Origin of the sequence: Streptomyces sp. NPDC059010 (genome assembly GCF_042740355.1) — a bacterium.
GTDB lineage: Bacteria > Actinomycetota > Actinomycetes > Streptomycetales > Streptomycetaceae > Streptomyces.
Genome location: NZ_JBHYJA010000025.1, coordinates 60607 through 83122 on the forward strand (window position 1 = coordinate 60607; position 22516 = coordinate 83122).

Sequence of the window (22516 nt, forward strand, 5' to 3'; positions counted from 1 at the left end):
GACGGGAGTTGGGAGGCCCGGCGGCGGGCAAGGGCCGTCGTCACCGCCGCCGGGCCGTCTGCGGGGGGCTCCACTGGAAGAGGGACCCGAGGCCGGGAAGGTTCCCGCACCGGGTTCCCGCACCCTAGAGAGGACTAGACCATAGCGTCAATAGGTCTGGACCAAGCTCAACGGGATGTCCATGAGGGCCAGTTGGGGCCTTGATGGGCAACCGTGAAAGTCCAGCGTGTCGGCCTGTGAGCCAACCCACACCGTCCACCCGTATGGACGCCGATCAGGCGTGGCACACTGGCCGTGTACCAGAAGCAGCGCACTCCGGGGTCGGTGAAAGTCCGAACCGGCGGTTACAGTCCGCGACCCGGTCGCCTCCAGCGACCGGTTGACCAGGTGAAATTCCTGGACCGACGGTTAAAGTCCGGATGGGAGGCAGTGCGCGGCGGGCGGGCATTCGTGCGCGCCGCCGTACCGGTTCGTCCTTGAGGCGAGCCCTGTCCGGCGTCGCCCCCGGTGTCCCTGCTCGTACATTCTGTCGTCATCGACAGGCCCCGGAGTCCGTGCCCCAATGTGGCAGGAGGACCCGGGAAGTGTTCACCGGAATCGTCGAAGAGCTGGGTGAGATCACCGCCGTCGAGATCCTCGACGACGCCTCCCGCTTCCGTCTCCGTGGACCGGTCGTGACGGAGGGCGCGCAGCATGGCGACTCCATCGCCGTGAACGGCGTCTGTCTCACCGTCGTGGAGCACGAGGGCGACGAATTCACCGCCGATGTCATGGCGGAGACCCTGAACCGCTCCAGTCTCGGCGCCCTCGGCGTCGGCTCCCGGGTCAACCTGGAACGCCCCATGGCCGTGGGCGCACGCCTCGGCGGGCACATCGTCCAGGGACACGTCGACGGCACGGGCACGGTCCTGGAGCGCAAGCCCTCCGACAACTGGGAGATCGTGAAGATCTCGCTCCCCGCGGACCTCTCCCGGTACGTGGTCGAGAAGGGCTCCATCACGGTCGACGGCATCAGCCTCACCGTCGTCGACGCCGGACCCGACTACTTCACCGTCAGCCTCATCCCCACCACCCTCGACCTGACCACGCTCGGCCACAAGCAGCCCGGCGACCCGGTCAACCTTGAGGTCGACGTCATCGCCAAGTACGTCGAGCGGATGCTGGGCGACCGGCTCATCTCCGACCACGCCTCCGCCGACCACGCCTCCGCCGACCGCGCCTCCGCCGGCCGCGGCTCGTCCGAAGAGGCGGCGGCCCGGTGAACTCGCTGAACTCCGAGGCGTTCGTCCTGTTCGGCCAGCACATCCTCTGGTCGGACATGATCGGCAACCTCTTCGGCCTCGCCGCCCTGGCACTCGGCTGGCGGCGCTCCATATGGACCTGGCCCGTGCAGTTCCTCGCCGGTCTCATCCTGTTCGGGGCGTTCTTCGGTCATCTGACCGGCAGCGCCGGCAAGCAGGCGGTCGTCATGCTGGTCGCCCTGTACGGCTGGTGGCAGTGGCAGCGCAGCAAGGGGCGGCCCGAGGACGGTGGCGACGGCCACATCAGCGTCCGGTTCGCCACCTGGCGCGAACGCGGGGCCATGGTCGCGGCGGCCGCCGCCGGCACCGTCGCGGTGGCGCTGCTCTTCAAGGCGTACCCGACCCTGTCCTGGGACCCCTGGCCCGACGCCTACATCTTCGTCGGCACCATCGTCGCCATGTACGCCCAGGCGCGCGGCATGGTCGAGTTCTGGTTCGCCTGGCTCCTCGTCGACCTGGTCGGCGTCCCCCTCAATTTCGCCAACGGCTACGCCTTCTCCGGCTTCGTCTACGTCATCTACGGCGCACTCGTCCTGTGGGGCATGCGCGACTGGTGGCTGCGCTCCCGCAACGACGCGCGGCCCGTCCTGGAAGGAGCGCCGGCATGACGACGGCACCGATCCTGTACCGCACCGAAGGCGTCGAGGACCTCACCCTCGACCCGATCGAGCAGGCCATCGCCGACATCGCGGCCGGCCGCCCGGTCGTGGTCGTGGACGACGAGGACCGCGAGAACGAGGGCGACCTCGTCATCGCCGCCGAGCACGCGACCCCCGAGATCGTCGCCTTCATGATGAGCGAGTGCCGCGGCCTGATCTGCGCGCCCATGGAGACCGAGGAACTGGACCGGCTCGAACTGCCGCAGATGGTCGCGGACAACACCGAGTCGATGAAGACCGCGTTCACGGTCTCCGTCGACGCCTCCGCCGCGCACGGCGTGACCACCGGTATCTCCGCCTCCGACCGGGCCACCACCCTTCAGCTCCTCGCGAGCGGCAAGGCGGAGCCGTCGGACCTCGTCCGGCCCGGCCACATCTTCCCGCTGCGCGCCCGGCACGGCGGCGTGCTCGTCCGCAACGGCCACACCGAGGCCGCCGTCGACCTCGCCCGCCTCGCGGGGCTGCGCCCGGCCGGCGCCATCGTCGAGATCGCCGGCGAGGACGGCGAGATGCTGCGGCTGCCCGAGCTGATCCCGTTCGCCCGCAAGCACGGCCTGACGATCGTCTCCATCGAGGACCTGATCGCCTACCGCCGGGACGCCGAGCGCCCGCGGCCGGTCGAGCGGGAGACCGTCCCGGCCGAGCAGGCGGCCGTTCCGGTGGAAGAGGAGCCGGCCCTCGCCGAGCCCACCGTCCGCCGTGAGGCCGAGGTCCATCTGCCCACCGTCCACGGCGCCTTCACGGCGTACGGCTACCGCTCCACCGTCGACGGCGTCGAACACGTCGCCCTCGTCCACGGCGAGATCGGCGACGGCGAGGACGTCGTCGTCCGCATCCACTCCGAATGCCTCACCGGCGATGTCTTCCACTCCCTGCGCTGCGACTGCGGCCCCCAGCTGGAAGCCGCCCTGGAGCGCATCCAGGCCGAGGGCCGGGGAGTCGTCGTCTACCTGCGCGGACACGAGGGCCGCGGCATCGGCCTGATGTCCAAGCTGCGCGCCTACGAACTCCAGGAGCGCGGCCGCGACACCCTCGACGCCAACCTCGAACTCGGCCTGCCCGCCGACGCCCGCGACTACGGCGCCGGCGCGCAGATCCTCACCGACCTCGGCGTGCGCAGTGTGCGCCTGCTGACGAACAACCCCGACAAGTCCGACGCCCTCCTCGCCCACGGCCTCAAGGTCAGCGGACGGGAGCCGATGCCGGTACAGGCGGGCGAGCACAACCTGACGTATCTGCGCACCAAGCGCGACCGGATGGGCCACGACCTGCCCTGGCTGGACAAGGCCCCCGAAGCGGCGCTGTCCACCTGCACCAACCAGTAAGAGCACACCCCCAGTAAGAGCACACCGAGGAGACTCAGGAACGTGAGCGGCAAGGGCGCACCGGAGCTGTCCGTACGCAATGTGGGCGACCTGCGGGTCGCGGTCATCGCGGCGCAGTGGCACGAGAAGGTGATGGACGGACTGGTGGACGGCGCGTTGCGCGCCCTGCACGACCTGGGCATCGACGAGCCGACCCTGCTGCGGGTCCCCGGCAGCTGGGAGCTCCCGGTGGTCGCCAAGGTCCTCGCGGGCCGCGGCTACGACGCGATCGTGGCCCTCGGCGTTGTCATCCGCGGCGGCACTCCGCACTTCGAGTTCGTCTGCCAGGGCGTCACCCAGGGCCTCACCCAGGTGTCGGTCGAGACCGGCGTCCCCATCGGCTTCGGCGTGCTGACCTGCGACACCGAGGAGCAGGCCCTGGACCGGGCCGGTATCGAGGGCTCGAACGAGGACAAGGGGCACGAGGCGGTGACGGCGGCCGTGGCGACGGCGGCCACGCTTCGCTCAGTATCTGAACCCTGGCGCTGACGAAAGCCGTATGTGGCCTAAGCTGAGCGTCACCATGTCGAAGAAGACGTTCGAGGAGCTCTTCGTCGAGCTCCAGCAGAAGGCCGCAAACGGCGACCCCGCCACGTCCCGCACCGCCGAACTGGTGGGCAAGGGCGTCCATGCCATCGGCAAGAAGGTCGTCGAGGAAGCCGCCGAGGTCTGGATGGCCGCCGAGTACGAGGGCAAGGAAGCGGCCGCCGAGGAGATCTCGCAGCTGCTCTACCACGTCCAGGTGATGATGGTCGCCCGCGGGATCTCCCTCGACGACGTCTACGCCCACCTCTGAGCACCTGCAACCCCACCCACCGCAAGAGCGAACAAAGGAAGCCGACCTCATGCTGCGCATCGCCGTCCCCAACAAGGGTTCACTCTCCGGCCCTGCGGCGGACATGCTGCATGAGGCCGGCTACCAGCAGCGCCGCGAGACCAAGGAACTGCGGATCGTCGACCCGGAGAACGACGTCGAGTTCTTCTACCTCCGCCCCCGCGACATCGCCATCTACGTCGCCTCCGGCCAGCTCGACATCGGCATCACCGGCCGGGACCTGCTGATCGACTCGGGCGCCAACGCCGAGGAGATCCTGCCGCTCGGCTTCGCCCGCTCCACCTTCCGCTTCGCCACCAAGCCGGGCATCGTCGGCAACGACCTGGCGGACCTCAACGGCAAGACGGTCGCCACCTCCTACGAGGGCATCGTCGCCAAGCACCTCGCCGACCACGGCATCGACGCCTCCGTCGTCCACCTCGACGGCGCCGTCGAGACCGCCATCCAGCTCGGTGTCGCCCAGGTCATCGCGGACGTCGTCGAGACCGGCACCTCGCTGCGCAACGCCGGACTGGAGGTCGTCGGCGACCCGATCATGAAGTCCGAGGCCGTCGTCATCCGCCGCACCGACGCGGACGCCGAGGAGCCCAAGGTGCAGCAGTTCCTGCGCCGCCTCCAGGGCGTCCTGGTCGCCCGGACGTACGTGATGATGGACTACGACTGCCGGGTCGAGCAGCTGGAGAAGGCCGTCGCCCTCACCCCCGGTCTGGAGTCCCCGACCGTGTCGCCGCTGCACAACGAGGGCTGGGTCGCCGTCCGGGCGATGGTTCCGGCCAAGGAGGCCCAGCGGATCATGGACGACCTGTACGACATCGGCGCCCGGGCCATCCTGACCACGGCCATCCACGCCTGCCGCCTCTGATCCGAGAGGCCGTACCGAGATGTCCGAACAACTGCCCACCCTGCCCGTCACCTTCCGGCCGGGCCGCACCCGGGCCGTGCTGCTCACCGCGGCCGCCGCGATCTTCGTGGTGATCACCGCGGTCGCCCTGATGCTGGAGAAGCTCAGCCCGGGCGAGCGCCTCAGCTTCATCCTCACCGCGGCGCTCATGGCCGGTGTGCTGGCGATGCTGGCCCGGGTCAAGGTCGTCGCCGACGAGTCCGGTGTCACCGTGGTGAACATCGTCACCCGGCGCCGACTCGACTGGGCCGAGATCCTCCAGGTGAACCTCCGCCCGGGTGATCCCTGGGTGTTCCTCAACCTCAGCGACGGCACCAGCCTGCCCGCGCTCGGCATCCAGCCCGGCATCGCCAAGCAGCACGCCATCGCCGACGCGCGCGCCCTGCGGGCTCTGGCCGAGGCCCGGTCCATCAAGGAGCCCGGGAAGCATGAGGGCTGACTCGGGGGCGTCCACCCTGCCGTAAATCCCCATGTCTTGATTAATCTGTTGGCGGAGGCGTTTCTGTGACGCCTCCGCCTCTGATGTTCCGACCGGATCCTCAGAGGTCCCCCCTGCTACCCGAGGAGTGATTCCCTCCAGCGATGGACGGATCGTCCTGTAGTACCTGCGCCGCCCGCCCCCGACATACCGGGGCGGCGGCATCATGACCATCTCCTTGCTGCTGCTCGCAGCCGCGTTCCTCCTGATCCTCGCCAACGGCTTCTTCGTGGCCGCCGAGTTCGGCCTGGTCACGGTCGAGGCGACGGACGCCGAAAAGGCCGCCGCGGAGGGCGACAAGCGCGCCCACCGGGTCGTCGAGTCGCTCAGGGAACTGTCCTTCCAGCTCTCCGGCACCCAGCTCGGCATCACCATCACCTCCCTCGTCGTCGGCATGCTCGCCGAACCGGCGCTCGCGGAGCTGCTCGGTGTCCCCTTCACCGCGATCGGCGTCCCCGAGGGCGCGGTGTCCGGGGTGGCCGTGGTCGTCGGCATGCTGCTGGCCTCGGCCGTGCAGATGGTGATCGGCGAGCTCGTGCCCAAGAACTGGGCGGTGTCCCGGCCGATGCAGGTCGCGCGCTTCGTCGCCGGCCCGCAGCACGCCTTCGCACGGCTGTTCCACCCGGTGATCGCCGGGCTGAACTCCGTCGCCAACCGCCTCGTCCGGGCGATGGGAATCGAGCCCACCGAGGAGCTGGCCTCCGCCCGCACCCCCGCCGAACTCGTCTCCCTGGCCCGCCACTCCGCCCAGGCCGGCGCCCTGGAACAGGACACCGCGGATCTCTTCGTACGGACGCTGTCGCTGGGCGAACTGACCGCGCAGCATGTGATGACCCCACGCGTGAAGGTCAGCGCCCTGCAGTCGTCGGCCACGGCCGAGGACGTGGTGAACCTGACCCGCGCGACCGGTCTGTCCCGTTTTCCGGTCTACCGGGAGAAGATCGACGAAATCGTCGGCATGGTCCATCTGAAGGACGCGCTGGCGATCCGTTCGAGTGACCGGCTGCGCACGCCCGTCGGCCGTATCGCCCGCCCGGCGCTGCTGGTCCCCGAGACCCTGCCGGTCCAGCCGCTCCTCGCCCAGCTGCGCAGCGAGCAGCCCATCGCGGTCGTCGTCGACGAGTACGGCGGTACGGCCGGCGTGGTCACGCTGGAGGACATCGTCGAGGAGATCGTCGGCGAGGTCCGCGACGAGCACGACGGTCAGGACCTGCCCGAACTCGCCGCCGCCCCGCCGGAGGACGGCCGGCCCGCCTGGGACGCCGACGGCAGCTGCCGGGTCGACATCCTTCAGCGCATAGGCCTCGATGTGCCCGAGGGGCCGTACGAGACCGTCGCCGGACTGGTCGCCGACCTGCTCGGGCGCATCCCGGCCGTCGGTGACCGGGCGGAACTGCCGGGCTGGCGGCTGTCGGTGCGCCGGGTCGGCCACTACCGCGCCGAGCGGGTCCGGCTGGTCCGGACCGGGCCCGTGGTGGAGGTCGCCCGATGAGCGTGCTCCAACTTCTCTTCGCCGCGCTGCTCGTGCTGGCCAATGGTTTCTTCGTCGGCGCCGAGTTCGCCCTCGTCTCGGTCCGCCGCAGCCAGATCGAACCGCTGGGCACGGCACGGGCCCGTCAGGTCCTGTACGGCCTTCAGCGGCTGCCGCAGATGATGGCCGCGGCCCAGTTCGGCATCACGGTCTGCTCGCTGACGCTCGGCGCGGTCGCCGAGCCGACGGTGGCGCATCTGCTGGAGCCGGTGTTCGAGTGGATCCATCTGCCGGACGGCATGATCCATCCGCTGACGTATGTGATCGCGCTCGCCGCGGTGGTCTTCTTCCATCTGGTCATCGGCGAGATGGTGCCGAAGAACCTGGCGATGGCGGCGCCGGAGAAGGCCGCGCTGTGGCTCAGCCCCGGCCTGGTCTGGTTCGCCCGCTTCTGCAAGCCGATCACGGTGGCCCTCGGCGCGGTCGCGCAGGCCATTCTGCGGCTGTTCCGGGTCGAGCCGAAGGACGAGATCGAGGCGGTGTTCACCAGCGAGCAGCTCAACCGGCTCGTGGAGGACTCCGGCCAGGCGGGACTGCTCGACCCCGAGGAGCAGGAACGTCTGGAGGACGCGCTGGAACTGGGCTCCCGCCCGGTGACGGACGTACTCCTCGACCGTGAGTCCCTGGTCACGGTCAGCCCGTCGGTCACCCCGGGACAGATCGTCGCCCTCACCGCCCGCACCGGCTACTCCCGCTTCCCGGTCGCCACGGAGAACGGCGCCTTCATGGGCTACCTGCATGTGAAGGACGTACTCGACCTGGAGGAGTCCGAGCGTGCGGTGCCGCAGCAGGTGTGGCGCCCGATGACGACCCTGCGCTCGGAACTCCCGCTGGACGACGCCCTCACCGTGATGCGCCGCGCCGCGACCCATCTGGCCCAGGTGGCCGACGCGTCCGGCAGGGTCCTGGGGCTCGTCGCCCTGGAGGACGTACTGGAGCTGCTGGTCGGCGAGGTACGGGATCCGGCCCATAGGGAGCTGCCGGAGGTCCGGGTCACCGGGCCGCGGGTGAGCAGTGGGGAGCCGGAAGGGGTACTGGCCGGATAGGGCCCGGGCGGAGCCCGCGGGATCCGCCTGCCTCACATGGCAGACGGATCCTGCGGGCCCCTCCCCGACAGGACCTCCCCGTACGCCTGCATCAGATCCGGCAACCGCAAGGTCGACAGGTCGTCCCGTGTCAGGGCGCCCGGATAGGTCGACAGCCGCAGATCCCGATAGGCACAGCTCTTCTCGTACAGCGTCCGCAGGAACCGCCCGTTGCCCAACTCGTCGATCCACCCCTGATCGACCACATGCCCGGCGATGGACCGCAGCTCGTCCAGTGCCTCCTCGTCCCACACGTCACCGTTCTCCGCGGCGAGGACCTCACCGATCGAGGTGAGTTCGAGGGGGCGGTAGGACGGGAAGTCGACGCGGGTCGTGAAGCGCGAGGACAGGCCGGGGTTGGCGGCCAGCAGCCGGTCCATGCCCTCGGGGTAGCCGGCGAGGATCACCACCAGGTGGTCCCGGTTGTCCTCGGCCCGCTTCAGCAGTACCTGCAGTGCCTCGTCGCCGTAGGCGTCGCCCTTGCCGTAGCCGGTGTTGGACAGGGAGTACGCCTCGTCCACGAACAGCACCCCGCCGAGCGCGGAGTCGATGAGCTCGTTGGCCTTCACGGCCGTCTGGCCCAGATACTCGCCGACCAGATCGGCCCGCTGGGCCTCCACGAGATGGTCGCCGCCGAGCAGGCCGAGGGCGTAGAAGACCCGGCCCAGGATGCGGGCGACCGTGGTCTTGCCGGTGCCGGAGGGGCCGGAGAAGACGAAGTGCCGTTTGGGTGGCTGCACCGGCAGGCCCTGCCCGGTGCGCAACCGGGCCATGTTCAACTGGGCGGAGAGCGCCTTGACCTGGCGTTTGACGGGCTCCAGGCCCACCATGCGCTCCAGTTCGGCGAGCGCCTCCTCAAGCAGCCCGGGGTCGGTCGGCCCGGCGGGCAGCGGATCCGGCGCCCCGCTCGCCTTCTCGCGCACCGCCGGATCCACCACGGACGGCAGCGCACCGGTCGGCGGCAGATCCGGGTCGGGCAGCCGCAGGTCCCTGCCCTCGGTGCCGAAGAGCGGGTCGAGCCCGTCGGGGCCGTCGACCATGTCCTGCCCGATCCCGGTCAGCGTGATCGCCGCGAGGTCGGCGGGGTCGTCGTACCCGTCGCACTCGGCGATCGCCGCGAGCCGGGCCGAGGTGTCCATGAAGGCGGGGTCGACGCGGTGCACGGCACGGTAGAGCGGTAACGCGGCCGCCGACCTGCCCGTGCCCTCGTGCGCCCGGGCCAGCCAGTACCGCAGCTCCTTGCGCTGCGGCTGCTCGCTGCGGCACCGCATCAGCGCGGCCGACAGCAGCGGCTCGGCCTGGCCGTACATCTCCAGCCGAACCCGGGCCATGCCGCCGAACAGGCCCGCCTCGATGCCGAGCAGCGCGTCGTCGAGCAGCGGGTCGGTGTGCCGGACCAGCTGTTCCCAGTCCTTGACCAGATAGGCGCGGCAGGCGTGCAGAAAGCGGACCTGATGATCGGTGTCCACGGGCGGGAGCCCGGCCAGCGCCCGGTCCAGCTCCGGGACATGCCTGCCGTCCAGCCAGTGCGAGGCGTGCGCCAGCAGCAGATCCCGCGGGCTCTCCAGGACCGGCTGCACCCACCAGCCCAGCCAGTACCAGGAGTTCAGCGCCCGCCGATGCCGGGCCCGCTGTTCCCCGAAGCGGTCCCGATGCCGGAACATCCGCAGCAGCGCGGTCGTCGTGTCGACGCGCAGCGCGTGCAGGCCGAGCCAGCCGTCGGCCATCCCGGGATCGATCCGCACCGCGGTGCGGAACTCCTCCTCCGCCTGCGGATAGGCCCCCATCGTGTAGGCGTCCACACCCCGCAGCCAGGCGAGGTCGGCCGGGGCCTCGGGGCCCTGCATGCCGAAGTCCATCACGTCCCCCACAAACCGTGCCCCCGTCGGTTGGCCACCGGGCCGTCGCCCGGGGCCGCCTTGTTCGAACCGCCGTACCGCGGACCGGAGTTGCAACGGTGCGCAGAGCAGCCGTCCGTAGGTCGCACCGAGGGCATCGTACCTGCGCGGGCATGGCCCGCCCCAGGGTGCCGCACCGGACGTTTGACGAGGTGGGAGCAGATCGGGCGCGAGTCTTTGGTGACCGAGGGTGAGCGAACCACGCCTCTCGGCGCCCGGAATGAGGGTGTGAGGGCAGAACGAAGCCCCCGATCACGGGGGAACAACCGGGGGCTTCGCGTAAGGGGGCGACCTCGATAGGCCGCACATTGAGAACGTAAGTCCTGTACGGCCCCCGGGTCAAGCCGAGTTGGAGCACTCCGGGAACTTCCCCCGCAAGGCTCTTCACAAGTTCAGCACATTGCCGATGGGTCGTCACCCTGCGTGATGGGCTGGTCCGGTCCAACCGTCCCGGCAGGCCCAGTGAGCACCTCATATCCCTTGCCGCACTGCCGAATCAGAAGGTCGGCGAACGGCCTGGACGGGTCGTCGGTGAAGTGCCTCAGCTCCGCCCGGACCCACCCGCGCCAGAACTCCCGCTGCTCCTCTCCGTCCCGTGAGCGGCCGCGCAGCCAGGACTCCTCGTGCGGCAGCTCCATCCACAGCAGCCGGGCGAGATACGGGCGCAGCGCACGGCGGCCGGCGCCGACGCCCTCGACGACGATCACCGGGGCGGGCGGCACGGGGGCGGGCGGTCCGAACCGGCGGGCCCGCCAGTCGTAGGGCGTGTAGTGGGCGCTCTCGCCCCGGGCGAGCGGTGCGATCACCTGGGCCAGCAGCCGGTCGGTCCACTCGAACAGCTCGTCATGGCTGGCGATGTCGTCGAGATGGAGCACGGGGGCGTCGCCCAGTGCCCGGGCCAACTGTCCGGCGAACGTGGACTTTCCGGAACCGGCGTGCCCGTCGACACCGATCAGACGGACGGGGCCGCAGGACGGGGGGAGCCGGCGGAGCCGGGTGGCGAGGTCGTGAATCGTTTTTCCCGGTGACGAGCGGTGATGGGCATATTTCTGTGGAACATTCTACTAGGGCTGAAAGCGCGTACTTGACGTGGATGGCGCGACCCGAACAGAAAACGTGTCGCTTTGAACTAGCGGCCGGTTCTGTGCAATGCCGCCGAAAAACTCCGGCCGCCACATCGAAATCTACGTTCCGGTTGAGACCCGTGGTGAGTAGGGTGCTTGGTGCACAACTGTGAGGCACCGTAACGGGGATGGGCTGGGACAGATGGCCGCGGGGTTATTCGAAGGGCAGTATGTGTGGCATCCGGCGGCCGACGACCGCGTGCTCGCGAGCGTATGCGTCGATGTCCGGGCCGGCCGATATCTCAGCGCCCGCGACGCCCTGGCCGAGACGCGCGGTAACGCCCGTCTGCGCGCCCATCGCTCCCTGGTGCTCGCCTCGGAGGCCGCCGACTCCGACCTCGTCGAGCGCTGGCTGGCCGAGGAGCCCGGCGCCGAGGCGGCACTGCTGTGGGCACGGGTGGCCGTGCTGCGGGCGCTGCGCGCGGCCGACGCCCGCGACCCGCGCACCGAGGCACTGGAGCGGATAGCGCTGGCCGCCTGCGACCGGGCCGCGTCGGCCGACCCGGCCGATCCCACCCCCTGGGTGGCCAAGCTGGCCATGGCCCGGCTGCACCGGCTGCGCGACCAGGCGCCGCGCGGTCTGCTCACGGCACCCGCCGGGCCATGGCGCCTGTTCGCGCACGTCCTCTCGCTCGACCCCTGGCACCGCGAGGCCCACCACCGCTTCCTGGCCTGCTTCTTCCCGCGGCACGGCGGCTCCGTCACCGGCGCCTGGGACGTCGCCGCCTTCCTCGGCCAGCGCGCCCCCGCCGACTCACCGCTGCGCCTGCTGCCGCTGGTGGCCCTGGTCGAGTGCTACGACCCGACCCAACTGCTAGCCGACCGCGTCTGGGAGCAGCCGCAATGGACCGCGACCGCCCTGGCGATCCACGAGCAGTGGCTGCCCGCGGTGGCCGAATATCAGTTCACCCCCGTCCTCGACCTGGCCTACCTGGCACACGCCCTGGTCATGGCCCGGCGCGAGGAGGAGGCACGCGCCGTCTTCACCACGATGGGGCCCTACGCCTCCCGGATGCCCTGGTGCGTCTTCGGCGACCCGGCCGAGCAGCTGTCCCGGGCGCGCCGCGCCTGCGGTCTGCCCGTACCGGCCGTCTGACGCATCTCAACCCCCCACCGAGAGAAAGGTCCGACCCGTGCAGCAACGGATATCGGCTCAGCGTGCGAAAGCCCGCGGGGGAGCCGCTCCGATCGAGCTCGACGACGATGCGACCCTGCATGCGATGGGTTATCCGAGGAAACTCACGCGGCGTTTTCAGGCGTTCGACAATTTCGCCATCTCGTTCACCATCATCAACATAATCTCGGGTATCTTCTCGGGATTCGGTTTCGGTCTGAACGCGGGCGGACCCAGCATTCTCGTCTTCGGCTGGATCGGCGTCTCCGTCATGGTGCTCTTCGTGGGGGCAGCGATGGCGGAAGTCGCCTCGGCCTATCCGACGAGCGGTGCGCTGTATTTCTCCGCCGGAAAGCTCGCCAAACGGCACAAGGGCGCCTGGTCCTGGTACACCGGCTGGCTGAACTTCGTGGGCCAGGTCGGCGGCACCGCCGCAACCGGCTACGCCGCCGCCACCTTCGTACAGGCCTTCATGGCCCTGCAGTGGCCCTCGTACGAGCCGACGCCGCACCGGACGGTGCTGATCACGGGCCTGATCATCGTGTTGCAGGGGCTCGCCAACACCTACACCGTGCAGCTGGTGGCCGTACTGAACCGGATCTCCGTGTGGTGGCTGCTGAGCGGACTGGTGGTGATCGTCACCGCCCTGATCGTCATGCCCGACCATCATCAGTCGGCTTCCTTTGTCACGCATTTCGCGAACAACACCGGTTTCACGAGCGGCCTTTACGGCGGGATGCTCGGGCTGCTGGTCACGAGCTGGACCTTCACCGGCTTCGACGGCAGCTTCCACATGTCCGAGGAAACGGTGCGGGCGACGGTCAACGCACCGCGCGGGATCACGCGGGCGATCGCTTACTCGGCGATCTCGGGGCTGCTGCTGATGCTCGCATTGGTCTACAGCATTCGTGACTACGACCGGGTGGCGAGCGCCGACGCACCTCCCGTGCAGATCCTCATCGACGGGCTCGGGGTCGGCACCGCGAAGGCACTGCTGCTGATCGTGATCGGCGCCATGCTCTTCTGTGGTCTGGCCAATCTCACCAGCAACACCCGGCAGATCTTCGCCTTCTCCCGGGACGGCGCGATGCCCGGCTCCCGCTGGTGGCACTCGGTCTCGCCGCGCACCCGCACCCCCGTCAAGGCGGTGTGGCTGGCGGTCGCCTGCTCGCTGGCGCTCGTGCTGCCCGGCTGGTGGTCGCACACGGCGTTCACCGCCATCGTCAGCGTCAACGTCGTCGGACTCTTCCTCGCCTACGCCGTCCCGATCCTGCTCCGGCTGCGACTCGGGGACGAGTTCCAGCCAGGGCCCTGGCATCTGGGCCGCTGGGGACGTCCGGTCGGGATCGTCGCGGTGACCTGGATCCTGCTCAGCAGCATCCTGTTCATGCTGCCGCAGGCCTCACCGGTCACCGCCGAATCGTTCAACTACGCGCCGGTCGCCCTGGCCGCCGTCCTCGCCGTGGCCACGGTGTGGTGGTTCACCACCGCCCGCCGCCGCTTCCACGGGCCCGTCAGCTACGGCCGTCCGGACGAGGTGGCGGCCATGGACCTGGTCTGAGGCCCCGGCACGGGTCCCGGCGTACGCACGCCCTCGCGGTGGCGTACGCCGGGCCCCCTCTCCCGCTCATCTCGCCCTGCTCGTAAGGTGGTTGGGGGCGACGGCCGCCCCTGTACCCGCCAGTGGCCGACACCGATGAACGTGGGCGCGCCGGGGACCGAAGTGCTGGCAGACGGTGCCGCCTGCGGCCATAGTTGGCGGACAACTGTGCACTGGACCTGCCCGACTCGGAGACCTGGGGGTTTGCGCCCATGAGCAGAGCCGAACAGCCGTCCCGGAGAAACGTTCTGGCTGCCGCGGTCGCCGCAGCCGCAGCCGTCGCCGGCACCGCGGGGCCGGCCGCCGCCGACACCGGCGCCGAAGCCCCCGCCGATCCCGTGCCCCCCGCTCCGACCCCGGCCCGTACGGTCGACAACCGCGCCTGGACCACGTACGCCGACTGGCGCTGCGGGACCCACGAGGGGACGCGCGCCGCCGCGGGCTCCCGCCCCGGCCTCGTGATCGCCAGGCCCGCCGGCACCACCGACTACACCGACCCGCACACCGGGCGGACCGCCCGCTGGGAGTACGCGACCTGGACGTCCCCCGTCCATGAGCTAGGCGTCCCCGCGACCGAGGCCATCGCCTCCTGGAACGCGCACACCCCCGACGGCACCTGGCTCCTGATCGAGCTCGCGGGCACCTACTCCGACGGCACCGCCACCCCGTGGTACGTGATGGGCCGCTGGGCGGCGGGCGACCAGGACATCAGGCGGACCTCGGTCGACGACCAGAGCGACGGCAGGAGCAGCATCTGGACGGACACCTTCGCCATCGACGACCCGGCCACCGGGCTGCGTCTCAGCTCCTACCGGCTGCGGCTGACCCTCTACCGCAGGCCCGGCACCCGGCTCACGCCCAAGGTGTGGCGGGTCGGCGCGATGGGCTCCGACGTCCCCGACCGCTTCACCGTCCCGGCCAGCACCCCCGGCCTCGCCCGCGAGCTGGTCGTCCCGCGCTACTCGCAGGAGATCCACACCGGGCAGTACCCCGAGTACGACAACGGGGGCGAGGCCTGGTGCAGCCCCACCTCCTCGCAGATGATCATCGAGTACTGGGGCGGCCGCCTCACCCCGGAGCAGCTGGCCTGGGTCGACCCGTCGTTCGCCGACCCACAGGTCTGCCACGCGGCCCGGTTCACCTTCGACTACCAGTACGAGGGCTGCGGGAACTGGCCGTTCAACGCCGCCTACGCGGCCACCTTCGAGGACCTCCGGGCCGTCGTGACCCGGCTCGGCTCGCTCACCGATCTGGAGACGCTGATCGCGGCCGGCATCCCGGCCATAACGTCGCAGTCCTTCCGGAAGGAGGAGCTGACGGGGGCGGGGTACGGCACCGCCGGGCATCTGATGACCGTCATAGGGTTCACCGCGGACGGCGACGTGATCGCCAACGACCCGTTCTCGCCGAGCAACGAGGCGGTGCGGCGCGTCTACAAGCGGCGCGAATGGGAGAACATCTGGCTGCGGACCAAGCGGTACAACGCCTCGGGCAAGGTCGTCTCCGGCACCGGAGGCGTCTGCTACCTGTACTTCCCGGCCTGTCCGACACCGCGCCAGCGTGCGGCGCTCGCCGCGGTCGGGGTGCTGTGAGCAAGGTCTCCGCCGCAGAAGCCGATCCCGGTGGCAGGGTGGGCGTATGACCGCGCACTCTGCCACCGCCGCCCGCGTCCGTACCGGCGGCCCCGAGGGAGACGGCCCGAAGATCGTCGAGCACGTCATGGGCTGGACCCTCGTCGTGGTCGTCGCGATGCTTGTCACCCAGCTCGGCCTGTTGTGACCTGACACACACTCGATGCTTTGGTCGGACATATGCCGACCCGATGTCGAGCGAACCCATCAGAGTCGATCAGACTCGAACGAGCAGCTGATGCGGGTCTGCCATACTGCCGATGTCCCGCCGCCCGTTGGAATCCAGGGTTCGAAATTGAATATTAGTCAACAGCGCGAAGCGGCCCGTCCCCGGGCTCGCGGCACCGAGCGTTCGGTGGCGCGTCGTGCCGAACTCATCACCATCGGGCGGAAGTTGTTCGCCGACACGTCGTACGACGCGCTCTCCATGGACGACATCGCCCGGCAGGCCCATGTCGCCAAGGGGCTCATCTACTACTACTTCCAGTCCAAGCGCGGCTACTACCTGGCGATCATCGAGGACTCCGTCGCCGACCTGGTGACCTTCGCGGCGGGCGGCCTCGAACTGGAGCCGGTGGACCGGGTCCATCGCACCATCGACAGCTATCTGCGCTACGCCGAGCACAACCAGGCGGCCTTCCGCACCATCGTCAGCGGCGGCGTCGGCTTCGACGCCGAGGTGCACTCCATCCGGGACGGGGTGCGCGAGGCGATCGTGGCGACGCTCGCCGAGGGGGCGTACGGCCGCACCGACATCGCTCCGCTGGCCCGGATGGGCCTGCTGGCCTGGGTGTGCAGCGTGGAGGGCGCCACCCTCGACTGGATCGACCGCCCCGAGCTGCCCCGCGACACCATGCGCGACCTGCTGGTGAAGACCCTGGGCGGCGCCATGCGCGCCATCGAGGAACTCGACCCCGCCTACAAGACCCCCGATCCGGCCCGACGGGACGACTGAACCGGAGCACGGCAGGGGGCGGAGGTCTCGTGGTCCTCCGCCCCAAGCCCCCCGTGGATCCCGCTACTTGATGGCCTTGATCAGCTCACCGTTCGCGGTGTCTCCGCTGAGCTCCCAGAAGAAGGTGCCGCCCAGCCCCTGCCGGTCCTTGAACCGCATCTTGGTCGCGATCGTCGCCGGGGTGTCGTAGCTCCACCAGTCGTTGCCGCACTTGGCGTACGCGGTGCCGCCCACCGTGCCGGTCGCCGGGCAGGTCCGCTTGAGCACCTTGTAGTCCTCGAAGCCGTCCTCGTAGGTGCCCTTCGCCGGGCCGGTGGCGGTACCGCCGGGGGCCGCCTGGGTGACGCCGGTCCAGCCGCGGCCGTAGAAACCGATGCCGAGCAGCAGCTTCGAGGACGGGACGCCCAGGCCCTTGAGCTTGGCGATGGTGGCGGCCGTGTTGTAGCCCTGCTGCGGGATGCCCGGGTAGGACTGCAGCGGGGAGTGGGGGGCCGTGGGGCCGGTGGCCGCCCAGGCGCCGAAGTAGTCGTACGTCATCGGGTTGTACCAGTCGACGTACCGGGCCGCGCCCGCGTAGTTCGCCGCGTCGATCCTGCCGCCCTCGCTCGCGTCGGCCGTGATCGCCGCCGTGACCAGATCCCGCTTGCCGAACTTGGCACGCAGCGCCTTCATCAGCTCGGGGAACGCCTCCTGTCCGCTGGTGTCGCAGGTCAGCCCACAGGCGCCCGGGTACTCCCAGTCGATGTCGATGCCGTCGAAGACGTCCGCCCACTTGGGGTTCTCGACCAGGTCGTGGCAGGACTGGGCGAACGCGGCCGGGTTCTTGGCCGCCTCGCCGAAGCCGCCGGACCAGCTCCAGCCGCCGAACGACCAGACCACCTTGAGGTTCGGGTGCAGCTTCTTCAGCTTGCGCAGCTGGTTGAAGTTGCCGCTCAGGGACTGGCCCGCGGTGTCCGCGACGCCGTCCACGGACTCGGCCGCGGTGAACGGCCTGTCGGTGTCCGCCCAGGAGTCGCCGAGCGTGCATTTGCCGCCGACGACGTTCCCGAAGGCGTAGTTGATGTGCGTGAGCTTCTTCGCCGAGCCGGAGGTCTCGATGTTCCTGACGTAGTACTGGCGGTCGTAGATGCCCCAGTCGGTGAAGTAGCCGACCACCTTGGAGCCGGCCGCCCTGCGGGCACCGTCCTGGTCCGGGCCGTCCTGGTCGGCGGTCGCCGTACCGGCACCGGCGAGCAGGGCGGCGCCGAGCGCGGCGGAACACGCGGCGGCCGGCAGGGTGCGGCCGCGAGCGCGGGAGGGGAGCGGGGTGTGCATCGGGTGTCTCCTCGCAGAGGACAGAGGGGATCGCACGCCGATTGGCATGAACGCGGAGAGGCGTTGGACCGAAACGCTAGGAGGACTAGACCAATTGGTCAATGGTTCGGACCAATTTGGGAAGCGGGGGAGAAGGGGAAAGTTTCTTGGAGTAAGCGGTCGTTAACTGGTGACTCGATGTCCTCGATCGGGCATACTCACCGCAGAGCCGCTGGTCAGCAGCTTCCGTGACCCGGGAGCGGAGTACCGGCCAGCGCCCGAGACACCAGGCGGAGCCGCCCCACCCAAGGCGTGCGACCGCCGACATTCCCGAAAGGGAGGAGAGCGTCGCCATGCCCGACCGCGCCCCGCAGCCGGTGGACCGTCAACTGCCCACGGACGAGGCCCGGGATCTGATCTCGCTCGTCCGCGACATCGCGCAGCGCGAGATCGCCCCGAACGCGGCCGAGGAGGAGGACGCCGGACGCTTCCCGCGCGAGGTCTTCACCCTGCTCTCCGAATCCGGACTGCTCGGCCTGCCGTACGACTCCGAGTACGGCGGCGGCGACCAGCCGTACGAGGTCTACCTCCAGGTCCTCGAAGAGCTCGCCGCGGTCCGCCTCACGGTCGGCCTCGGTGTCAGCGTGCACACCCTCGCCTCCTATGCCCTGGCCACCTACGGCACCAAGCAGCAGCAGGTCGAGCACCTGCCCGCGATGCTCGGCGGCAGGCTCCTCGGTGCGTACTGCCTCTCCGAGCCGTCGTCGGGGTCGGACGCGGCCTCCCTGCGGACCAGGGCGATGGGGGACGGCGACGGCTGGGTGATCAGCGGCACCAAGGCATGGATCACGCACGGCGGCATCGCCGACTTCTACACGGTCATGGCGCGCACCGGCGAGGACGGCCCGCGCGGGATCACCGCGTTCCTGGTGCCCGGCGACGCGGCCGGGCTGAGCGCGGCGGTGCCCGAGAAGAAGATGGGCATGAAGGGCTCGCCCACGGCCCAGGTCCACTTCGACGGCGTGCGGGTCTCCGACGACCGGCGGCTCGGCGACGAGGGTCAGGGCTTCGCCATCGCCCTGGCCGCGCTCGACTCCGGGCGGCTCGGCATCGCGGCCTGCGCGATCGGCGTGGCCCAGGCGGCGCTGGACGAGGCGGTGGCGTACGCGACCGAGCGCCGGCAGTTCGGCAAGCCGATCGCCGACTTCCAGGGGCTGCGCTTCATGCTCGCCGACATGGCGACCCAGATAGAGGCGGGCCGCGCGCTGTATCTGGCGGCGGCGCGGCTGCGTGACGCGGGCCGGCCGTTCGCCAAGCAGGCGGCCATGGCCAAACTGCACTGCACCGACACCGCGATGAAGGTCACCACCGACGCCGTCCAGATTCTCGGCGGATACGGCTACACCGCGGACTTCCCGGCCGAGCGCTATATGCGCGAGGCCAAGGTCCTGCAGATCGTCGAGGGCACCAACCAGATTCAGCGGATGGTCATCGCCCGTCACCTGGCAGGTCCCGAAGGACGCTGAACTGCCCCCGCCTGACCTGTGGCGCCGTGAGTTCGATCCACTCCGGATCATGGCGCCCGGGCAGGGTCCGGCCCCGGTCGGCCCACTTGCGCATCAGATCCTGGTAGATCGGCGGATCGGACGGCTGCGGCGGCGCGGGCGGAAGCGTTCCTGCGGGTCGCGGAACGAAGATGCGGCGCTGTGGCCCGGTCGTTGAATAGGTGGGGGGCATACCAGGGCAACGCGGAGGCAGGCGGACAAGTCACCGCCCATGGGATTCGGGCGTGAGTTCGCGAGTATCCGGCCCTCCCGCCGGTCGCCCTCTGGCCACCCGACGCTGTCTGACGTACCGTCAGCCCAGCCGTCTCCAGGGAGGCTTGCCGTGGCCGACGACGACCGCCCCGTACCGCTCGACGAGTACCCGGTGCATCAGGCGCCCCTGTCCATGAGGTACGTCGCGACCAGCGACCGCAACGCCTACGACCGCTGCATCTTCCACGTCCTCGACCACGAGGGCCGCGCCCTGCTGATCGTGGGCCTCGGGGTGTACCCCAACGTCGGGGTGATCGACGCCTACGCGACCCTGCGTGTGGGGGACGCCCTGCACGCGGTGCGGGCGTCGGACGCGCTCGGCGAGGACCGCATGCGGCTCGCCGTCGGGCCGCTGCGCATCGAGGTCGGGGAGCCGCTGCGCCGGCTGCGGCTGATCTGCGACGACGACACGTTGTCGTACGACATCACCTGGACCGCGGAGTTCCCCGCCCTCTGGGAGCCTCACCACGTCCAGCGCCGCGGCGACCGGCTCAGCCTCGAAGGGCGCCGCTTCGTACAGGCGGGTGGTGTGGAGGGCGTCGTGCGCGCGGGCGGCCGGGAGTTCCGGGTCACGCCGGGCGAGTGGACCGGTACGCGGGACCGCAGCTGGGGCGTGCGCCCGATACCGGGGGAGGAGGGCGGGCGGTTCGCCGAGGAGCGGCCGGCCGAGGGCTTCCACTGGATCTGGTGTCCGGTGCGCTTCGACGACCGGTTCCTGATGGTGATCGTCCAGGAGGACGCGGACGGACACCGCACGCTGAACGAGGCGACACTGGTCCGCCCCGGCCATCGCGACCGCCAACTCGGCTGGCCCCAGCCCGAGATCAGCTACCGCTCGGGCACCCGCCACCCCGAACGCGCCCTCATCCACCTCGGCGACGTCCGCAAACCGCAGGAACTGGAGGTGGAGGTCCTCACCTCCTCCCCGCTCGCCATCGGCGCCGGGTATCCGCCCGCCGACGACTGGCAGCACGGCACCTGGCAGGGGCGCGGCTGGACCGACCGCCGTACCTACGACCTCACCGCGGCCCACCCGTTGGCCGCCTACGGGGTCACCGACCACGCCGCCCGCTTCCGGCTGGACGGCAGGGTCGGCCACGGGATCTTCGAGCACGGCTCGTTCGGGCGGCACACGCCGAGCGGGTTCACGGACTTCGAGTCGGCCGCACCGTAGGGGGTTCGCGCCATGGCAGCGACGGCACCACGACCTCGCACCACCACCCGCGACCCGCACGAGATCACCCGCCGCCTCACCGCCTGGCTCGACACCCGGCTGCCCGGCGCCAAGGCGGTCGGTGTCACCGCTCCCAAGTCGAACGGCATGTCCAGCGAGACCCTGCTCTTCGACATCGAGCACCCCGAACCGCCGGTGCGCGCCTGTGCGTTGCGGCTCGCGGCGGACCCGGCGGCGTACACGGTGTTCCCGGTGTACGACATGCCGCGGCAGTACCGGACGATGCGCCTCGTGGCCGAGCACACGGATGTGCCCGTGCCGAAGGTGCTGTGGCTGGAGGAGGACCCCGGCCCGCTGGGGGCGCCCTTCTTCGTCATGGAGCGCGTCGAGGGGCGGGTGCCGCCGGACGTCATGCCGTACACCTACGAGGGCAACTGGCTGCACGCCGCCAGCGACGAGGAACGCGAGCACCTGGAGGCGGCCACCGTCGGACTGCTGGCCCGGCTGCACGACCAAGTCCCGCCGCAAAAGGCCGAGTTCCTCACCCTGCCGGGTGACGGGGACGCACTGCGGCGGCATGTCACGGCCCAACGCGCGTACTACGAATGGGTGGTTGACGGACTCGCCCGCTCACCGCTCATCGAGGACGCTTTCGACCGCCTGGAGGAGTTCTGGCCGCGTGATCCGGGCCCGTCCGTGCTCAACTGGGGCGACGCGCGCATCGGGAACGTCGTCTACGACGGTTTCGAACCCGTGGCCGTCCTCGACTGGGAGATGGCGGCACTGGCCCCGCGCGAGGTCGACCTCGGCTGGACCGTCTATCTGCACCGCTTCTTCCACGACCTGACGGTCGGCTTCGGACAGCGCGGGCTGCCCGACTTCCTGCGCCGCGACCGGATCGAGGCCCGCTATGCCGACCTCACCGGCCACACCCCGCGTGACATGGACTTCCACACGCTGTACGCCGCTCTGCGACACGCCGTGGTGATGCTGCGGATCGCCTACCGCCAGGCGCACTTCGGCGAGGTCGACGTCCCGGCGGACCCGGACACACTGATCCTGCACCACGGCAGCCTGCGAGCCATGGTGCAGGGCAGCTACTGGGATTGAGCGACGCGACCGGGCCGGCGTGCGCTCAGGCGGCCTGGCGGCGCATCTCGGGGACCCTCATCGGGCGCGAGCCCGGGCCGCCGACGTGCGAGAAGGGCTGTGTCCGCCAGTCGAGCCCCTGAGGGAGCGTCAACAGCAGGGCCGTGTCCTGCTCGTGGGGCTTCGCCGAGTCGTCGGCGGAGCGGGCGGTGGAAGCCCTGCGGCCGGTACCGGCGCAGACCGTGAGGCCGAAGGGGTTCCACGGTGAGGCGCACAGCGCGTGCTCCGGCAGGACCTCCTCGTCGGCCAGCAGGGCGATGGGCTGCGCGCAGTCCGGGCAGATCACCCGGTACATCTCGAAGGTGTCGTACGCGTCGAGCTCTTCGTCGTCGAAGTCGTCGGGTTCGACGCCCTCCGGAGCGGGCTCGACGACCGGCTGAAGGCGCTTGGGCGCGGTACGACCAGGGCGCTTAAGACTCTGCATGGGATTCTCCCCCTCGGGCTGGGCCGTGACGGCACTGCGGCCTCGACCACAGCAAGCACTTCCCGTCCGGTCTCGGCGTTAATCACGGGCACATCACGGAGCCTGTTCGGGGACTGTGGCGTTCGTCACATGCCGCCCGCAGATGCCTGTGGCGGCCGGTTTGTCCCCCGGCCGGCGCACAGC

At 70.3% G+C, this 22516-nt stretch carries 21 protein-coding genes and 1 riboswitch; of the genes, 17 read left to right on the forward strand and 4 right to left on the reverse strand.

Features of this window, described 5'->3' with window-relative positions; translation table 11 throughout:
• Window positions 1-306 precede the first annotated feature (306 nt).
• A riboswitch (FMN riboswitch) is annotated at window positions 307-437 on the forward strand.
• 147 nt (window positions 438-584) lie between these two features.
• From ACFWYS_RS26270 to ACFWYS_RS26310, 9 genes are all read left to right on the forward strand, one after another.
• Window positions 585-1262 carry a riboflavin synthase gene (locus ACFWYS_RS26270; RefSeq protein WP_384773643.1) on the forward strand — a complete coding sequence of 226 codons (678 nt, stop codon included), beginning with the start codon at window positions 585-587 and terminating at the stop codon, window positions 1260-1262.
• The gene (locus ACFWYS_RS26275) at window positions 1259-1909 is read left to right on the forward strand and encodes a nicotinamide riboside transporter PnuC (protein WP_384773646.1); all 651 of its coding nucleotides are present in this window, start codon (window positions 1259-1261) and stop codon (window positions 1907-1909) included. Before ACFWYS_RS26270 ends, ACFWYS_RS26275 begins: the two co-directional genes overlap by 4 nt.
• The gene (gene ribB, locus ACFWYS_RS26280) at window positions 1906-3285 is read left to right on the forward strand and encodes a 3,4-dihydroxy-2-butanone-4-phosphate synthase (protein WP_384773649.1); all 1380 of its coding nucleotides are present in this window, start codon (window positions 1906-1908) and stop codon (window positions 3283-3285) included. Before ACFWYS_RS26275 ends, ribB begins: the two co-directional genes overlap by 4 nt.
• A gap of 42 nt (window positions 3286-3327) precedes the next feature.
• Window positions 3328-3813 (forward strand): 6,7-dimethyl-8-ribityllumazine synthase, encoded by a 486-nt coding sequence (ribH, locus tag ACFWYS_RS26285; protein ID WP_093908860.1) that lies wholly within the window; start codon window positions 3328-3330, stop codon window positions 3811-3813.
• Between the two features lie 34 nt (window positions 3814-3847).
• Entirely contained in the window at window positions 3848-4120 is a 273-nt protein-coding gene (locus tag ACFWYS_RS26290) for a phosphoribosyl-ATP diphosphatase (protein WP_384773652.1), read from the forward strand.
• 49 nt (window positions 4121-4169) lie between these two features.
• Complete coding sequence (hisG, locus tag ACFWYS_RS26295) at window positions 4170-5021, forward strand: ATP phosphoribosyltransferase (RefSeq protein ID WP_384773656.1); 852 nt, start codon at window positions 4170-4172, stop codon at window positions 5019-5021.
• A 19-nt stretch (window positions 5022-5040) separates the two neighbouring features.
• The gene (locus tag ACFWYS_RS26300) at window positions 5041-5499 is read left to right on the forward strand and encodes a PH domain-containing protein (RefSeq protein WP_384773658.1); all 459 of its coding nucleotides are present in this window, start codon (window positions 5041-5043) and stop codon (window positions 5497-5499) included.
• A gap of 205 nt (window positions 5500-5704) precedes the next feature.
• Window positions 5705-7030, forward strand: a complete 1326-nt coding sequence (locus ACFWYS_RS26305; protein WP_384773661.1) for a hemolysin family protein — start codon at window positions 5705-5707, stop codon at window positions 7028-7030.
• Complete coding sequence (locus ACFWYS_RS26310; protein WP_384773664.1) at window positions 7027-8115, forward strand: hemolysin family protein; 1089 nt, start codon at window positions 7027-7029, stop codon at window positions 8113-8115. Before ACFWYS_RS26305 ends, ACFWYS_RS26310 begins: the two co-directional genes overlap by 4 nt.
• 32 nt (window positions 8116-8147) lie before the next feature.
• Here ACFWYS_RS26310 and ACFWYS_RS26315 read toward each other — a convergent pair whose 3' ends face one another.
• Together ACFWYS_RS26315 and ACFWYS_RS26320 are read right to left on the reverse strand one after the other, a co-directional pair.
• Window positions 8148-10013, reverse strand: a complete 1866-nt coding sequence (locus tag ACFWYS_RS26315; RefSeq protein ID WP_384773667.1) for an AAA family ATPase — start codon at window positions 10011-10013, stop codon at window positions 8148-8150.
• 431 nt (window positions 10014-10444) lie between these two features.
• Window positions 10445-11065, reverse strand: a complete 621-nt coding sequence (locus ACFWYS_RS26320) for a uridine kinase (protein ID WP_384773801.1) — start codon at window positions 11063-11065, stop codon at window positions 10445-10447.
• Window positions 11066-11318: 253 nt separating this feature from the next.
• On the opposite strand from ACFWYS_RS26320, the gene ACFWYS_RS26325 reads away from it, so the two are divergent.
• From ACFWYS_RS26325 to ACFWYS_RS26345, 5 genes are all read left to right on the forward strand, one after another.
• Window positions 11319-12272, forward strand: coding sequence for a hypothetical protein (locus ACFWYS_RS26325; protein WP_384773669.1), 954 nt, complete (start codon window positions 11319-11321; stop codon window positions 12270-12272).
• Between the two features lie 124 nt (window positions 12273-12396).
• Entirely contained in the window at window positions 12397-13851 is a 1455-nt protein-coding gene (locus tag ACFWYS_RS26330) for an amino acid permease (protein WP_384773672.1), read from the forward strand.
• 251 nt (window positions 13852-14102) lie between these two features.
• The gene (locus ACFWYS_RS26335) at window positions 14103-15482 is read left to right on the forward strand and encodes a peptidase C39 family protein (protein ID WP_384773675.1); all 1380 of its coding nucleotides are present in this window, start codon (window positions 14103-14105) and stop codon (window positions 15480-15482) included.
• A 46-nt stretch (window positions 15483-15528) separates the two neighbouring features.
• Window positions 15529-15669 (forward strand): SCO1431 family membrane protein, encoded by a 141-nt coding sequence (locus ACFWYS_RS26340; RefSeq protein ID WP_384773678.1) that lies wholly within the window; start codon window positions 15529-15531, stop codon window positions 15667-15669.
• A gap of 147 nt (window positions 15670-15816) precedes the next feature.
• Window positions 15817-16476, forward strand: coding sequence for a TetR/AcrR family transcriptional regulator (locus tag ACFWYS_RS26345; protein ID WP_384773681.1), 660 nt, complete (start codon window positions 15817-15819; stop codon window positions 16474-16476).
• Window positions 16477-16539: 63 nt separating this feature from the next.
• Here the strand turns inward: ACFWYS_RS26345 and ACFWYS_RS26350 are convergent, their stop codons facing one another.
• Window positions 16540-17790, reverse strand: a complete 1251-nt coding sequence (locus tag ACFWYS_RS26350; protein WP_384773684.1) for a glycoside hydrolase family 18 protein — start codon at window positions 17788-17790, stop codon at window positions 16540-16542.
• A 332-nt stretch (window positions 17791-18122) separates the two neighbouring features.
• Here ACFWYS_RS26350 and ACFWYS_RS26355 point away from each other — a divergent pair, with 332 nt between their 5' ends.
• The 3 genes from ACFWYS_RS26355 to ACFWYS_RS26365 all read left to right on the forward strand — a co-directional run bounded on the left by ACFWYS_RS26355 (window position 18123) and on the right by ACFWYS_RS26365 (window position 21870).
• Window positions 18123-19295 carry an acyl-CoA dehydrogenase family protein gene (locus ACFWYS_RS26355; protein WP_384773687.1) on the forward strand — a complete coding sequence of 391 codons (1173 nt, stop codon included), beginning with the start codon at window positions 18123-18125 and terminating at the stop codon, window positions 19293-19295.
• Window positions 19296-19719: 424 nt separating this feature from the next.
• A complete protein-coding gene (locus tag ACFWYS_RS26360) occupies window positions 19720-20760 on the forward strand; it encodes a hypothetical protein (protein ID WP_384773804.1) in 1041 nt (346 codons plus the stop codon).
• A 12-nt stretch (window positions 20761-20772) separates the two neighbouring features.
• Window positions 20773-21870 carry a phosphotransferase family protein gene (locus tag ACFWYS_RS26365; RefSeq protein WP_384773690.1) on the forward strand — a complete coding sequence of 366 codons (1098 nt, stop codon included), beginning with the start codon at window positions 20773-20775 and terminating at the stop codon, window positions 21868-21870.
• A gap of 25 nt (window positions 21871-21895) precedes the next feature.
• Here ACFWYS_RS26365 and ACFWYS_RS26370 read toward each other — a convergent pair whose 3' ends face one another.
• Window positions 21896-22333 (reverse strand): hypothetical protein, encoded by a 438-nt coding sequence (locus tag ACFWYS_RS26370; RefSeq protein WP_384773692.1) that lies wholly within the window; start codon window positions 22331-22333, stop codon window positions 21896-21898.
• Window positions 22334-22516 lie beyond the last annotated feature (183 nt).

What these genes read in the sequence shown, in the direction of transcription:
- ACFWYS_RS26315 (WP_384773667.1), bottom strand. Translation starts at nt 10,013, where the DNA reads ATGGACTTCGGCATGCAGGGCCCCGAGGCCCCGGCCGACCTCGCCTGG.
- ACFWYS_RS26365 (WP_384773690.1), top strand. Translation starts at nt 20,773, where the DNA reads ATGGCAGCGACGGCACCACGACCTCGCACCACCACCCGCGACCCGCAC.
- ACFWYS_RS26290 (WP_384773652.1), top strand. Translation starts at nt 3,848, where the DNA reads ATGTCGAAGAAGACGTTCGAGGAGCTCTTCGTCGAGCTCCAGCAGAAG.
- ACFWYS_RS26330 (WP_384773672.1), top strand. Translation starts at nt 12,397, where the DNA reads ATGGGTTATCCGAGGAAACTCACGCGGCGTTTTCAGGCGTTCGACAAT.
- ACFWYS_RS26370 (WP_384773692.1), bottom strand. Translation starts at nt 22,333, where the DNA reads ATGCAGAGTCTTAAGCGCCCTGGTCGTACCGCGCCCAAGCGCCTTCAG.
- ACFWYS_RS26310 (WP_384773664.1), top strand. Translation starts at nt 7,027, where the DNA reads ATGAGCGTGCTCCAACTTCTCTTCGCCGCGCTGCTCGTGCTGGCCAAT.
- hisG (WP_384773656.1), top strand. Translation starts at nt 4,170, where the DNA reads ATGCTGCGCATCGCCGTCCCCAACAAGGGTTCACTCTCCGGCCCTGCG.
- ACFWYS_RS26355 (WP_384773687.1), top strand. Translation starts at nt 18,123, where the DNA reads ATGCCCGACCGCGCCCCGCAGCCGGTGGACCGTCAACTGCCCACGGAC.
- ACFWYS_RS26350 (WP_384773684.1), bottom strand. Translation starts at nt 17,790, where the DNA reads ATGCACACCCCGCTCCCCTCCCGCGCTCGCGGCCGCACCCTGCCGGCC.
- ACFWYS_RS26325 (WP_384773669.1), top strand. Translation starts at nt 11,319, where the DNA reads ATGGCCGCGGGGTTATTCGAAGGGCAGTATGTGTGGCATCCGGCGGCC.
- ACFWYS_RS26340 (WP_384773678.1), top strand. Translation starts at nt 15,529, where the DNA reads ATGACCGCGCACTCTGCCACCGCCGCCCGCGTCCGTACCGGCGGCCCC.
- ribB (WP_384773649.1), top strand. Translation starts at nt 1,906, where the DNA reads ATGACGACGGCACCGATCCTGTACCGCACCGAAGGCGTCGAGGACCTC.
- ACFWYS_RS26335 (WP_384773675.1), top strand. Translation starts at nt 14,103, where the DNA reads ATGAGCAGAGCCGAACAGCCGTCCCGGAGAAACGTTCTGGCTGCCGCG.
- ACFWYS_RS26360 (WP_384773804.1), top strand. Translation starts at nt 19,720, where the DNA reads ATGAGGTACGTCGCGACCAGCGACCGCAACGCCTACGACCGCTGCATC.
- ACFWYS_RS26305 (WP_384773661.1), top strand. Translation starts at nt 5,705, where the DNA reads ATGACCATCTCCTTGCTGCTGCTCGCAGCCGCGTTCCTCCTGATCCTC.
- ACFWYS_RS26300 (WP_384773658.1), top strand. Translation starts at nt 5,041, where the DNA reads ATGTCCGAACAACTGCCCACCCTGCCCGTCACCTTCCGGCCGGGCCGC.